Source organism: Streptomyces sp. NPDC058701 (assembly GCF_042715295.1).
Taxonomy (GTDB): domain Bacteria; phylum Actinomycetota; class Actinomycetes; order Streptomycetales; family Streptomycetaceae; genus Streptomyces.
In genome coordinates, this window is the sequence record NZ_JBHXSY010000014.1 from 56601 (window position 1) to 70612 (window position 14012).

Annotated in this window: 10 protein-coding genes; 4 read left to right on the forward strand and 6 right to left on the reverse strand. The window is 71.2% G+C overall.

The genetic code is table 11. The features are described from left to right. The first annotated feature begins 33 nt into the window (after positions 1–33). The 3 genes from nth (at position 34) to ACFWW8_RS17520 (ending at position 3051) form a co-directional block, all read left to right on the forward strand. Positions 34–876 (forward strand): endonuclease III, encoded by an 843-nt coding sequence (gene nth / locus ACFWW8_RS17510; protein WP_386529675.1) that lies wholly within the window; start codon positions 34–36, stop codon positions 874–876. Between the two features lie 284 nt (positions 877–1160). After that, positions 1161–1835, forward strand: a complete 675-nt coding sequence (locus ACFWW8_RS17515) for an NUDIX hydrolase (protein WP_386529677.1) — start codon at positions 1161–1163, stop codon at positions 1833–1835. Positions 1836–1848: 13 nt separating this feature from the next. Then, positions 1849–3051 (forward strand): MarP family serine protease, encoded by a 1203-nt coding sequence (locus tag ACFWW8_RS17520; RefSeq protein WP_386529860.1) that lies wholly within the window; start codon positions 1849–1851, stop codon positions 3049–3051. Positions 3052–3555: 504 nt separating this feature from the next. Here ACFWW8_RS17520 and ACFWW8_RS17525 read toward each other — a convergent pair. The 5 genes from ACFWW8_RS17525 to ACFWW8_RS17545 all read right to left on the reverse strand — a co-directional run bounded on the left by ACFWW8_RS17525 (position 3556) and on the right by ACFWW8_RS17545 (position 11406). Beyond that, positions 3556–4515: an alpha/beta fold hydrolase gene (locus tag ACFWW8_RS17525; RefSeq protein ID WP_386529679.1), complete on the reverse strand. Its 960-nt coding sequence runs from the start codon at positions 4513–4515 to the stop codon at positions 3556–3558. Next, entirely contained in the window at positions 4512–4970 is a 459-nt protein-coding gene (locus ACFWW8_RS17530; RefSeq protein ID WP_386529680.1) for a phage holin family protein, read from the reverse strand. Before ACFWW8_RS17530 ends, ACFWW8_RS17525 begins: the two co-directional genes overlap by 4 nt. Positions 4971–5024: 54 nt before the next feature. Beyond that, a complete protein-coding gene (gene nhaA / locus ACFWW8_RS17535; protein ID WP_386529682.1) occupies positions 5025–6452 on the reverse strand; it encodes a Na+/H+ antiporter NhaA in 1428 nt (475 codons plus the stop codon). A gap of 234 nt (positions 6453–6686) precedes the next feature. Then, the gene (gene acs, locus ACFWW8_RS17540; RefSeq protein WP_386529684.1) at positions 6687–8684 is read right to left on the reverse strand and encodes an acetate--CoA ligase; all 1998 of its coding nucleotides are present in this window, start codon (positions 8682–8684) and stop codon (positions 6687–6689) included. Positions 8685–8865: 181 nt separating this feature from the next. Beyond that, a complete protein-coding gene (locus ACFWW8_RS17545) occupies positions 8866–11406 on the reverse strand; it encodes a bifunctional SulP family inorganic anion transporter/carbonic anhydrase (RefSeq protein ID WP_386529686.1) in 2541 nt (846 codons plus the stop codon). 235 nt (positions 11407–11641) lie between these two features. On the opposite strand from ACFWW8_RS17545, the gene ACFWW8_RS17550 reads away from it, so the two are divergent. After that, positions 11642–12949 carry a hypothetical protein gene (locus ACFWW8_RS17550; protein ID WP_386529688.1) on the forward strand — a complete coding sequence of 436 codons (1308 nt, stop codon included), beginning with the start codon at positions 11642–11644 and terminating at the stop codon, positions 12947–12949. On the opposite strand, the gene ACFWW8_RS17555 is transcribed toward ACFWW8_RS17550, so the two are convergent. Then, entirely contained in the window at positions 12903–13943 is a 1041-nt protein-coding gene (locus tag ACFWW8_RS17555) for an ATP-binding protein (protein ID WP_386529690.1), read from the reverse strand. The genes ACFWW8_RS17550 and ACFWW8_RS17555 overlap by 47 nt on opposite strands. Positions 13944–14012 lie beyond the last annotated feature (69 nt).

Genomic DNA, 14012 nt, shown 5'->3' on the forward strand with positions numbered 1-14012 from the left:
AATTCAGCCGTGGGCGAACACGCCCCTTCGGAGGTGCCTGCGAAGGCCCCGCCCGGCCCCGACGGCAAAGGTTCGGCCAAGAAAGCGAAGCCGGTCCGGGGCGAGTCGCACCTGGCCATGGTGCGCAGGGCCCGCCGCATCAACCGCGAGCTGGCCGAGATCTACCCGTACGCCCATCCGGAGCTGGACTTCCGCAACCCCTTCGAGCTCCTCGTCGCGACGGTGCTGTCGGCGCAGACCACCGACCTGCGGGTGAACCAGACGACACCGGTCCTGTTCGCCGCCTACCCGACCCCCGAGGACATGGCCGCGGCCGCTCCCGAGGATCTGGAGGAGCTCATCCGGCCGACCGGGTTCTTCCGGGCGAAGTCCCGCTCCCTGCTCGGCCTCTCGCAGGCCCTGCGGGACGACTTCGGCGGGGAGGTGCCGGGCCGGATCGAGGACCTGGTGAAGCTGCCGGGAGTCGGCCGCAAGACCGCGAACGTGGTGCTGGGCAACGCGTTCGGCGTCCCCGGGATCACGGTCGACACCCACTTCGGCCGACTGGTGCGCCGCTGGAAATGGACCGACCAGGAGGATCCGGAGAAGGTCGAGGCGGAGATCTGCGCGATCTTCCCCAAGAGCGAGTGGACGATGCTCTCGCACCGGGTCGTCTTTCACGGCCGCCGGATCTGCCACTCCCGCAAGCCGGCCTGCGGAGCCTGCCCGATCGCCCCGCTGTGCCCCGCGTACGGGGAGGGCGAGACGGACCCGGAGAAGGCCAAGAAGCTCCTCAAGTACGAGAAGGGCGGGCAGCCGGGCCAGCGGCTGACCCCGCCCCCGGACTATCCGGGGCTCCCGGCCCCGCCGTTGGCCGCGCCGGCGGCGCAGCCTTAGGAACGATTCGGTACCCGGACCGCGTTTGGCGGTGTGGGAGAACACGGACAGGGGTGCCTATGACTGGGGCTACGCAGAACCGCCCGGCCGACGCCGGTGCACAGAGGGCGGCCCGCGGGACGGTGGGCTCCGCCGAGCCGCCCGCCCGGGGCCCGGCCACCGCTCCGCCCGGTCCGCCCCCCGCCGCGCCCGGTGGGGCCGGTGAGGCCGGTGGGACCCCTGTACCGCCCGCGTCGCCTCCGGGCGCGCGGCAGACCCCTTACGGCGCCTTCCCGCCCCCCGCCGTGCGGGGGAGCACCGAGGTCACCACCGACGGGCTGCCCGGCTGGCTCGGCCCGGTCGTGGACGCCGCCCGGACGGTCCGCCCGGCCCAGCTGAGCCGGTTCCTGCCGCCCGAGGACGGGCGGGGCCGCCAGGCCGCGGTACTGATCCTGTTCGGCGAGGGCCCCCGCGGCCCCGAGCTGCTCCTCATGGAGCGGGCCGGCAGCCTCCGCTCCCACCCCGGCCAGCCCTCGTTCCCCGGCGGGGCCCTCGACCCCGAGGACGGCGACCCGCAGACCACCGGGCCGCTGCGCGCCGCCCTGCGCGAGGCCGAGGAGGAGACCGGCCTCGATCCCGCCGGGGTCCAGCTCTTCGGGGTGCTGCCCCGCCTCTACATTCCGGTCAGCGAGTTCGTCGTGACCCCGGTGCTGGGCTGGTGGCGGGCCCCGAGCCCGATCGGCGCCGTGGACCCGGCCGAGACGGCGCGGGTGTTCACGGTTCCCGTGGCGGATCTCACGGACCCCCGCCACCGGGTCACCGTCGTGCACCCGAGCGGGCACCAAGGCCCCGCGTTCACGGTCGAATCGGCCCTGGTCTGGGGTTTCACCGCCGGAGTGATCGACCGGATCCTGCATTTCGCGGGCTGGGAGATCCCGTGGGACCGCTCCCGGCACGTACCGCTCGACTGGCGCTCATGAGACGGTGGCCCATGTGAACGTGCTGGACATCCTGTTGCTGGTCGCCGCCGTGTGGTTCGCGATCGTGGGCTACCGCCAGGGGTTCGTCGTCGGCATCCTGTCGGTGATCGGCTTCCTCGGCGGTGGTCTCATCGCCGTGTCCCTGCTCCCGCTGATCTGGGACCGGGTGACCGACAACGGCACCCGGGTGTCCACCACGGTCGTCGTCATCGCCGTCGTGGCGATCATCATCTGCGCCTCGATCGGGCAGGCCCTGACGACTCATCTGGGCAGCCGGCTGCGGCGCCACATCACCTGGTCGCCGGCGCGCGCGCTCGACGCGACCGGCGGCGCCCTGGTCAACGTGGTCGCGATGCTGCTGGTGGCGTGGCTGATCGGCTCGTGGGTCGCCGTCACCTCCCTGCCCACGGTGGGCAAGGAGGTGCGCAATTCCAAGGTGCTGACGGGCGTGTCGCGGGTCCTGCCGGAGCAGGCGAACACCTGGTTCTCGGACTTCAGTTCCACCCTGGCGCGCAACGGCTTCCCCCAGGTGTTCAGCCCGTTCTCCAACGAGCCCATCACCGAGGTGAAGGCGCCCGACCCGGCGCTCGCCACCAGCCCCGTCACCGAGCAGGCCAAGCGCTCGATCGTGAAGGTCGTCGGCACCGCCCCCAGTTGCAGCAAGGTCCTGGAGGGCACCGGCTTCGTGTTCGCGCCCGGCAAGGTGATGACCAACGCCCACGTCGTGGGCGGGGTCACCGAACCGACCGTGCAGATCGGCGGCGAGGGCAAGCTCTACGACGGCAAGGTCGTGCTCTACGACTGGGCGCGCGACATCGCCGTCCTGGACGTGCCGAAGCTGAAGGCCCCGCCGCTGGAGTTCATCGACAAGGACGCGAGCAGCGGCAGCGACGCGATCGTCGCCGGCTTCCCGGAGAACGGCGCCTACGACGTCCGCCCGGCCCGTGTCCGCGGCCGGATCAACGCCAACGGCCCGGACATCTACCACCGGGGCACCGTCCGCCGTGACGTGTACTCGCTGTACGCGACGGTGCGCCAGGGCAACTCCGGCGGCCCGCTGCTCACGCCCGACGGCAAGGTGTACGGGGTCATCTTCGCGAAGTCGCTCGACGACCCGAACACCGGTTACGCCCTGACGGCGGACGAGATCCGCGACGACATCCGGCTCGGCGCCACCGCCACGCGCAGGGTCGACAGCCAGGCCTGCGCCCTCTGAGCCGTACGGGCGCGGACGTCCGTACGGTACGAGGGCGCGTCCCGGGGGTCGGCGTCCGCGTGTGAAGGGGTGCGGAGCGGGCGTGCCGGCTCCGGTGCGCCGGCCGGGGCGGGTGCGTCGGGGCGGGTGCGTCGGGGCGGGTGCGTCGGCGTCCTGCGGCGCGCCGGGCTCTACGTCCGCGGGTGGCGGAGCCGTGCCGAGACCCAGCGGGCGCGGCGGCGCAGGATGCGCGGAATTCCTAGCCGGAGGTCGTGGCCGTGCCGGCCAGGCCTCTCGTGGGTGCCCGGCGCGGTGGCCGAGCGTCGTTCGTGTGCGGTGTCACCGTAGTCGTGCGTCCAGCCCATACTCCGAGCTGTGCCCGTGCCCCAAGGTCGGTAATCCCGTCCGGGGCGGCCAATTGGCCTATGCGCCGGGCAATTGAATGCTTGTCGTACGGGAGCGGCCCTGGACTGCCGGTGCGTCAGGGATCCACCGTACGCCGCCCCGTGGGCCGCCCGGGGTGCCTCAGCGGTCCGGCTCGGGGTCCTTGAGCCAGTTCACGAGCTCGGTGGAGAACGCCGCAGGGTCCTCCTCGTGCGGGAAGTGCCCGAGGCCGTCGAACAACCGCCACCGGTACGGGGCTTCGACGTACTCGCCGGAGCCCGCCGCGCTCCGCGTCCGCATCACCGGGTCGAGCGAGCCGTGCAGGTGCAGGGTCGGCACCCGGACCGGGCGCTTCATCCGGCGGTTGAACTGGAGGCCGTCGGGCCGGGCCATCGACCGCATCATCCAGCGGTACGGCTCCACCGAGCAGTGCGCGGTCGAGGGGATGCACATCGCCCTGCGGTACACGTCGAGGTCCGCGTCCTCGGGTCGGACGGGCCCCGACCAGTCGCGGATCAGCTCGCCCACGAGGGCCCCGTCGTCGGCGACGAGCTGCCGCTCGGGTACGAAAGGCCGCTGGAAGCCCCAGATGTGCGAACTGGCCCTGGTCTGACCGAAGTCCGACAGCATCGCGGAGCGCCAGCGACGCGGGTGCGGCATGGAGGAGACCACGAGCCGGCGCACCAGCTTGGGCCGCATGACGGCGGCCGTCCAGGCGAGGTACCCGCCCAGGTCGTGCCCGACCAGGGCGGCGTCCGGCTCGCCGAGGGAGCGTACGACCCCGGTGATGTCGAGCGCGAGGTTGGCGGGGTCGTAGCCGCGCGGGGTGCGGTCGCTGCCGCCCACGCCGCGCAGGTCCATCGCCACCGCCCGGTACCCGGCGTCGGCGAGCGCCGTGAGCTGGTGGCGCCAGGTCCACCAGAACTGCGGGAAGCCGTGCAGGAGCAGCACCAGCGGCCCGTCCCCGAGCTCCGCCACGTGGAAGCGGGCGCCGTTGGCCGCGACGTCGCGGTGGGTGACCTTGCGGCCGCCGGGGAGGTCGAGCCGTACCGCCGTGGCAGCAGTGGGGGGAGTGCTGGGGTCCGGCGTGGGCGCTGTCATGAGGACGAGCGTGCCACACCCACAGCCTGGTCACTGACCGGCCGCGGATGCGGCTTGACGGTCCCGACGACCGCCGCCGTCCGCTTGACGGACTCGATGGTCTTCACCGGGGGCTTGACCTTCTTGAACTTCGCCCACGCGAGCAGCCCGACCAGCACCGCGACCAGCCAGAACACGGCTCCCACGATCAGGAAGCAGGCCCACAGCGGCAGCCCGAAATTGTGGATGCCGTACGCCGCGGCGAAACTCAGTACGGGGAGGGAGAAGAGGATCAGCACCCCCGCGGCGATCGCGGCGCCGCTGCCGATGCCCGCCCGCTTGACGTCCTGCTTGATCTCCACCTTCGCGAGGGCGATCTCGTCGTGCACCAGGGCGGACATCTCGGCGGTGGCCGAGGCGACCAGCTGGCCGAGTGTGCGCTCGGCTCCCCGCGCCCCTTGGTCCACTGCGCTCATCGCTCTCTCCCTCTGTCGTCTGCTGTCGGCGGCTGTCCTCCGTCGTCTGTCAGATCATGCCGGACGGTCGGCTCCGGCGCTGGACCCGGATGCCGCTTCGGACGTGGCGGCGGCGGCCTCCGCGGCCCTGCGGCGGTGTTCGGCGGCCCTGTCCTCGTAGATCTTCGCCATCCGGAGGTGGTAGTCGGGCTTGTCCTCCTCGTAGATGTCCGGGATGCCGTCGTCGTCCTCGTCGCGCTCCTCCGCGTCGGTGAGCGTCCGGTACTTCCGGTTGCGGAGCTTGAGCAGGACGCTCGCGAGGACGGCGGCGATCAGCGAGCCGATCAGGACGGCGGCCTTGACCTCGGAGGTGAGGACGGGGTCGTCGGCGAAGGCGAGTTCGCCGATGAGGAGGGAGACGGTGAAGCCGATGCCGGCCAGCGAGGCGACGGCCAGGACGTCGGGCCAGGCCAGGTCGTCGTTCAGCTCGGCCTTGGTGAAGCGGGCGGCCAGCCAGGTGCCGCCGAAGATGCCCACCGTCTTGCCGACGACCAGGCCGAGGACCACGCCGAGGGTCTCGGGGCGGGTGAACACCTGGGCGATAGCCTTGTCGGAGAGCGGGACGCCGGCGGCGAAGAGGGCGAAGAGGGGTACGGCCAGTCCGGCGGACAGGGGCCGTACGAGGTGCTCGATGTGCTCGCCCGGGGACTGGGACTCGCCCTCCCGGCGGGAGCAGCGGAGCATCAGGCCCATGGCGACGCCGGCGATGGTGGAGTGGACGCCGCTGTTGTACATCAGGCCCCAGACGACCAGGGCGAGCGGGACGTAGACGTACCAGCCGTGAACTTCCCTGCGGAGCAGGAACCAGAAGAGGACCAGGCCGGCGAGGGCGCCGCCGAGGGCGGCGAAGTTGAGGTCGCTGGTGAAGAACACCGCGATGATCATGATGGCGAAGAGGTCGTCGACGACCGCGAGAGTCAGCAGGAAGGCGCGCAGGGCGGACGGCAGCGAGGTGCCGATGACCGCGAGGACGGCCAGGGCGAAGGCGATGTCGGTGGCGGTGGGGACCGCCCATCCGTCCATCGAGCCGCTGCCGAGGGTGTTGACGAGTACGTACACCAGCGCGGGTACGGCCATGCCGCAGAGGGCGGCGATCACGGGGAGGGCGGCGGCCTTCGGGTCGCGCAGGTCGCCCACGACGAGTTCCCGCTTGAGCTCGATGCCGGCGACGAAGAAGAAGATCGCGAGCAGGCCGTCAGCCGCCCAGTGCTGGATCGAGAGGTTCAGGCCGAGGGAGGCGGGGCCGATGTGGAAGGACCCGACGGTGTAGTAGCTGTCCGAGATGCCGGGGACGTTCGCCCAGATCAGTGCGGCTACGGCCGCCAGGAGCAGCAGCACGCCGCCGACGGTCTCGGTGCGCAGCGCGTTGGCGACGAAGCGGCGCTCGGGCAGCGACATCCGGCCGAGGAACGTGCGGCTGGGGGTGGGCGTGGGCGTGTCCACGGTGGGGGCACCTCCGGTTGGTCGACGGCATGGCTCATGCAGTTGCCGACCAGACTTCCCGGCGCACCCTGTGTTGTTCGCTCTGTTCGGACGTCCGTTGGGACGTCACTTATTGACGGTTCACTAACGTTACAGGGTCGCACAGTCGTATCGGGTGATCATCACCCTAAACCGGCGGAGTGCGTCCCGCGCGTGACGCGCCGGACGCACTCCGGGCCCGTGGACCGGCCGGCGTCAGTCCTCGCTGCCGGCGGCCGGGAGCTTGGACTGGATCAGGTCCATGACCGAGGAATCGGCCAGCGTGGTGACGTCACCGACCGCGCGGTTCTCCGCCACGTCGCGCAGCAGGCGGCGCATGATCTTGCCCGAGCGGGTCTTCGGCAGCTCCTGCACCGGCAGGATGCGCTTCGGCTTGGCGATGGGGCCGAGGGTGGCGCCCACGTGGTCGCGCAGTTCCGCGACCAGGGTGTCGGTCTCGGAGGCGCTGCCGCGCAGGATGACGAAGGCCACGATGGCCTGACCGGTGGTCTCGTCGTTGGCGCCGACCACGGCGGCCTCGGCGACCGAGGGGTGCGAGACGAGCGCCGACTCGACCTCGGTGGTGGAGATGTTGTGGCCGGAGACCAGCATGACGTCGTCCACCCGGCCGAGCAGCCAGATGTCGCCGTCGTCGTCCTTCTTGGCGCCGTCGCCCGCGAAGTACTTGCCCTCGAAGCGCGACCAGTAGGTGTCGATGAAGCGCTGGTCGTCGCCCCAGATGGTGCGCAGCATGGAGGGCCACGGCTCGGTGAGGACGAGGTAGCCGCCTCCGCCGTTCGGGACCTCGTTCGCCTCGTCGTCCACGACGGTGGCGGCGATGCCGGGCAGGGCGCGCTGGGCGGAGCCCGGCTTGGTCTCGGTGACTCCGGGCAGCGGGGAGATCATCATCGCGCCGGTCTCGGTCTGCCACCAGGTGTCCACGATCGGACAGCGGTCTCCGCCGATGTGCTTGCGGTACCAGATCCAGGCCTCGGGGTTGATCGGCTCGCCGACCGAGCCGAGGACGCGCAGGCTCGAGAGGTCGAACTTCGCGGGGATGTCGTCGCCCCACTTCATGAACGTCCGGATGGCCGTGGGCGCCGTGTAGAGGATGGTGACGCCGTACTTCTGCACGACCTCCCAGAACCGGCCCTGGTGCGGGGTGTCCGGCGTGCCCTCGTAGATCACCTGGGTGGCGCCGTTCGCGAGCGGCCCGTAGACGATGTACGAGTGCCCGGTCACCCAGCCGATGTCGGCGGTGCACCAGTAGACGTCGGTCTCCGGCTTGAGGTCGAAGACGGCGTGGTGGGTGTAGGCCGCCTGCGTGAGGTAGCCGCCCGAGGTGTGCAGGATGCCCTTGGGCTTCCCCGTGGTCCCCGAGGTGTACAGGATGAACAGCGGGTGCTCGGCGTCGAAAGCCTGCGGGGCGTGCTCGGCGGACTGGCGGCCGACCACGTCGTGCCACCAGACGTCGCGGCCCTCGGTGAAGGCGGTGTCCTGGCCGGTGCGGCGTACGACGAGCACGTGCTCGACCTGCGGGCACTTGGCGACGGCGGCGTCGATGGCGGGCTTGAGCGCGCTCGGCTTGCCGCGGCGGTAGCCGCCGTCGGCGGTGATCACGAGCTTCGCGTCGGCGTCCTGGATGCGGGACGCGACGGCGTCGGCGGAGAAGCCGCCGAAGACCACGGAGTGCGCTGCGCCCACGCGGGCGCACGCGAGCATCGCGACGACCGCCTCGGGAATCATGGGCAGGTACACGGCGACCCGGTCGCCGGCCCGCACGCCCAGCTCGGTCAGGGCGTTGGCGGCCCGGGAGACCTCGTCCTTGAGCTCGGCGTAGGTGATCGAGCGGCTGTCGCCGGGCTCGCCCTCGAAGTGGATGGCGACGCGGTCGCCGTTGCCGGCTTCGACGTGGCGGTCCACGCAGTTGTACGCGACGTTCAGCTTGCCGTCCGCGAACCACTTCGCGAAGGGCGGGTTGGTCCAGTCGAGCGTTTCCGTCGGCTCGGTGGCCCAGGTCAGCCGCCGGGCCTGCTCGGCCCAGAAGCCCAGCCGGTCCGCGTCGGCCTGTGCGTACGCAGCCTGTGTCACGTTGGCGGCGGTGGCCAGATCGGCAGGCGGTGCGAACCGCCGCTCCTCCTTGAGCAGATTGGCCAGGCTTTCGTTGCTCACGACATCTCCCTTTCCCAGGGTGTCCGTTGTGTCCCCGGGCATAGCTCATCAGTCGGAGGCCCAGGTGACAAGGGGTAACCGAGAATTGGTTTAGACCTATAGCACGTCTGGGGCCGCACGCGAACGGTGTCCGGACCGCGGCGTCCGGCGCACGAAGGGCCCCTCCCCGCAGCAGGATGCGGGAAGGGGCCGAACGGTGGCACGGATACGGGAGGGTATCGGTTCAGACGTTCTGACCGACCTGACCGACCTGACCGACGCTGTCGAAGACCCGGCAGTCGAAGAAGTCCTGGCCCTCGGAGAGCAGATAGGCCTGGGCCTCACCCACGTGGAAGTACATCCCGTGCAGCTCCAGCGTGCCCTCGGCGAGCCTGCGGGCCACCGATTCGTGAGCCTTCAGGTGCTCCAGCTGCTGCACCACGTTGGTCAGGCACAGCTGCTCCACGGCGTCCGCCGGGAGGCGGCCCGCGATCCGCGCCCAGGCGTGGTGGCGGCTGGCCATCCGCTCCAGGCTGGGCAGGCCGTGCCGCAGCCAGCGGCGCAGCGGGGTCATCGGGGTCGCTGGCGAGGAGCTGAGCAGCGCCTGCATGGCCCCGCAGCCGGAGTGGCCGCAGATCGTGATGCTGTCCACCTGGAGCACGTCCACGGCGTACTCGATGGCCGCCGCGACCGAGTCGTCCCCGGACTCGGCGCCCGGCAGCGGCACGAGGTTGCCGACGTTGCGGACGGTGAACAGGTCGCCCGGGCCGCTCGCCGTGATCATGCTCGTCACCAGGCGGGAGTCCGCGCAGGTCAGGAAGAGCTGCGAGGGTCGTTGACCCTCGCGGGCCAGCCGCGCCAGTTCGTCCCGTACGTGGGGCGCCGTGTCGCGCTGGAAGGCGCCGATCCCGCTGGCCAGCTGGCCGGCGCCGCGCCTGCGGGGCGCCGCGGGCGGGGACTGCGAGGTCCCCGCCGTCGCCGCCCCGGCGGTCTTCGCCGTCTCCGCGGCGGTCGGGGCCGTACGGCTTCCCGTGGTCCGGTGGTCGCAGTGGTTCTGCCAGGGCGTCCAGGGCCGGCAGCACTGGTGCCCCCCGCGCTGGGGCGAGCGCCGGGTCCGGTCCCGCTGGATGCGGTCGGCGAGACCCGCGCGGTCCGAGCGGTCGGTACGGCCCGCACGCCCGTCTGTGTCGCCGCCGGGGGCGTCGCCGTTGCCGTCGCCGTCGATACCGCCGTCGATGCCGGTGCCGGCCAGGAGGCCGACCCGGTCGGCCCGGTCGTCCTCGGAGGCGTGTGCCGCCGCCCCGGAGCGGCCGCTGACCTCCAGCGACCCCCCGTGCGCGAGGTGGGAGTCCTGCCAGTCCTGCAGCGTCTCGTAGGCCGCGTGGTCCATGAACGAGCCGTCCAGCTCGATCACCGCGTGCCGGTCGTGCGGGATCTGGTTCAGCACCCGGCTCAGCCGCGGCACCGCCAGGAAGGTCAGCTGGCCGCGCGCGCAGACCCGGTGGGTTCCGTTCTCCAGGTGCTCCAGGGTGATCCGGGTCCGGGCCAGCCGGTGCAGGGCCAGCGCCACCGCCACCGCGATGCCGATGGCCACGCCCTCCAGGACGCCGCCGAGCACCACGGCCGCGATGGTCGTCCCGTAGACGAGGACCTCCCGGTGCCGGGTGACGCTGCGCAGGTGCGTGATGCTGACCATCTGCACGCCGACGGCCATGACCAGTGCGGCCAGCGCGGCCAAGGGGATGAGGTCGAGGACGGGCACCAGCAGTCCGGCCGCGAGGAGCAGCCAGAAGCCGTGCATCATCGAGGACCTGCGGCTGGTCGCACCGGACTTGACGTTGGCCACGCTACGGACGGCGACACCCGTGATGGGCAGCCCTCCCAGGGCCCCGGACACGATGTTCGCGGCGCCCTGGCCGCGCAGTTCCCGGTTGAGGTCGGCGCGCGGCGGGCGGTTGGTCGTGCCCCGCTCGGAGGCGATCAGCTTGTCGGTGGCGACCGCCGACAGCAGGGACTCCACACTGCCGACGAGGGTGATGGTCAGTACGGCGGCGATGAGGCCGAGGACGGGGCCCTCGGGAAGCTCGGGCAGGGCGTGGCTGCGCCAGGACGGCAGGTCGACCCGGGGGAGGCTGAGCCCGGCCAGGGCGGCGAAGGCGGTGGCCGTCGCGACGGCGGCGAGCGCGGCCGGAACCTTGCGCAGGGCGCGGCCCGCCCGACCGGGCAGCCGCGGCCAGCCGAGCAGGACCACCAGGGTCAGTGCGCTGACGCCGAGCGCGGCCGGGTGCAGGTCCGCCAACTGGGCCGGCAACCCCTGCACGTTGGCCACGGCGGAACTCTGCGGGGTGCCGCCCAGCACGATGTGCAGCTGGGCGAGCGCGATGGTCACGCCGATGCCCGCGAGCATGCCGTGCACGATGGCCGGACTGACCATGAGTGCCGACCGGGCGGTGCGCAGCGCGGCGAGCCCGAGCTGGCAGCAGCCCGCGAGCACGGTGATCGCGCAGGTGGTGCGCCACCCGTAGTGCTGGATCAACTCGGCTGTGACGACGGTGAGTCCGGCCGCGGGCCCGCTCACCTGGAGCGGCGCGCCGCCGAGGCGGCCGGCGACGATGCCGCCGACCGCCGCGGCGACCAGGCCCGCCTGGAGCGGCGCGCCGGTGGCCAGGGCGATGCCGAGCGAGAGCGGCAGGGCGATCAGGAAGACGGCGATGGAGGCGGACAGGTCCGCGGAGAAGTCCTTGCGGGCCTTCTCGCGGGTGGGGGTGGGGGCAATGGCTGTCATAAGGTCCCGTCTCCTCGGGGGAGGTGTGTAGCGGCGGGAGTCTCAACACTCGGTAAATGGATGGTAATGGAGAGTAAAGGAGGGAGGTGGGCAATTGGGGCAAATAGTCGCGGAATTAGCACGCAAGGGTGAATAAGCATTTTGTCCGGCTTGTCATACCTTCCTCACGGTGGACCGCGTGGGACGTTGCGGCGCGGAAGTCCTGCGATGGAACTGCGAGGGAGAGGTGGGGCGGATGATCGCCGCCACGAAGAAGATCGCCGGCGGCCTGGTCGCCACGGCGCTTGTGCTGGGGGTGGCCGGCTGCAGCTCCTCGGAGCCCGCCAAACCCCCGGCCCCCGGGGCCCAGAACGCCAAGAAGGGCGTCGCCGCCCCGGAGGCTCCGGGTAGCGTCAACCGGCTCATCGGTGACGGCTCGACCGCGTACACCGGATCGCAGCCGAACGTACAGAAGCCGCAGAAGCTGAAGCCGGGCGAGAAGCCGCCCCAGTTCGTGGTGTTCTCATGGGACGGCGCCGGCGAGGACAGCCAGAAACTGTTCTCGCACTTTCGCAAGGTCGGCAAGCAGTACAACGCCCGGATGACGTACTTCCTCAGCGGCGTGTACATGCTCCCGGAGGAGAAGCGCTCCCTCTACACCGCCCCGCAGCACCCGGCGGGCCGTTCGGACATCGGCTTCGGCGACCTCCAGGGCATCAAGGACACCGCCACCCAGGTGCGCGGGGCCTGGCTGGAGGGCAACGAGATCGGCACCCACTTCAACGGGCACTTCTGCGGCCCCGAGGGCGGCGTGGGCACCTGGTCGGTGGAGGAGTGGAAGAGCGAGATCAACCAGGCCAAGTCCTTCGTCAAGAACTGGAAGACGAACGCGGGCCTGAAGGGCATGGAGCCGCTCCCCTTCGACTACGACAAGGAGCTCATCGGGGCCCGCACGCCGTGCCTCGAAGGTCAGAAGAACTTCATGCTGGCGGCCAAGGACATGGGGTTCCGCTACGACTCCAGCGGCATCAGCAAGCAGATCTGGCCCAAGAAGACCGACGGCCTCTGGGACCTTCCGCTGCAGCTGGTCCCCATGCCCGGCCGGGCGTTCGACACCCTGAGCATGGACTACAACTACATGGTCAACCAGTCCGGGACGACCTCGCAGGGCGACCCCTCGCAGCACCAGTACTGGGGCGACCAGATGCGCGACGGCCTGCGGCAGGCCTTCGACCGGGTCTACCAGGGCAACCGCGCGCCGCTGATCATCGGCAACCACTTCGAGTCCTGGAACGGCGGCACCTACATGCGTGCCATCGAGGAGTCGATCAAGGGCATGTGCACCAAGCCGGAGGTCCGGTGCGTGCCGTTCCGCGAACTGGCGGACTGGCTGGACGCGCAGGACCCGAAGGTCCTGGAGTGGATGCGCACCCTCGACGTCGGCGAGACGCCGGAGCAGGGCTGGGAGAAGTTCCTGACCGCAGGGCCGCCGGCGAAGCCGACCGCCCCCACGGACGTCAAGCCGGCTGCGGAGCAGGCTGAAGCGGCAGCGGACGAGGGCTGACCAGGGCCTCGGCGTCCTCCGCGTGCTCCGCTCCCTCGCGGAGCACGAAACCGGGGTCGACCTGGTCCGCCAGGTCGACCCCGGTCTTGGCGTTCCCCCAGCTCTGGGCGTTCTTCAGGTGGAACCGGACCATCTGCTCGGTGTACCGGTCCCAGTCGCGCAGCGCGTACGAGTCGTCGGCCGCGTCCTGGAGGGCCTGCAGGGCGAGCCGGTTGGTCGCCTCCAGCAGCTCGAAGGCGGCCGGGCGGCCCTTCTCCATCGCCCGTACCCAGTCCGAGTGCCCGACGGTGACCAGCAGGTCCTCGCCGACCTCGTCCTGCAGGAACTCGATGTCCTCCGGCCCCTGCACCTTGTTCCCGACGACCTTGAGCGCCACCCCGAAGTCCCGCGCGTACTCCTTGTACTGGCGGTATACGGAGATCCCCTTGCGGGTCGGCTCGGCCACGAGGAAGGTCACGTCGAAGCGGGTGAACATGCCCGAGGCGAAGGAGTCCGACCCGGCCGTCATGTCGACGACCACGTACTCGTCGGGACCGTCGACGAGGTGGTTCAGGCAGAGCTCGACCGCCCCGACCTTCGAGTGGTAGCAGGCCACCCCCAGGTCGGCCTCGGTGAACGGCCCGGTGGCCATGAGCCGTACGGGGTCGCCGTCGAGCAGCAGCGTGCGCGCGCAGGCCTCGTACACCGGGTTGTCGCCGGTGACGCGCAGCAGGCGCGAACCGCGGCCCGGCGGGGTGGTCTTGATCATCGTGTCGGCGGACGCGATCCGCGGGTTGGACCCCCGCAGGTACTCCTTGATCAGGGGCAGGTGCGCGCCCAGCGCGGGCAGTTCGGCCGCCTCGGCGTCGCCGAGGCCGAGCGCGGCGCCCAGGTGTTGGTTGATGTCGGCGTCCACCGCGACGACGGGCGCTTCATTGGCGGCGAGGTGGCGGATGAAGAGGGAGGACAGCGTGGTCTTGCCGCTGCCTCCCTTTCCCACGAAAGCGATCTTCATGTTCACCAAGCGTAGTGGAACGGTAGCCGCGTGTGGTCGGGGTGAGTGAAGAAGACCACTCCAAGGAGG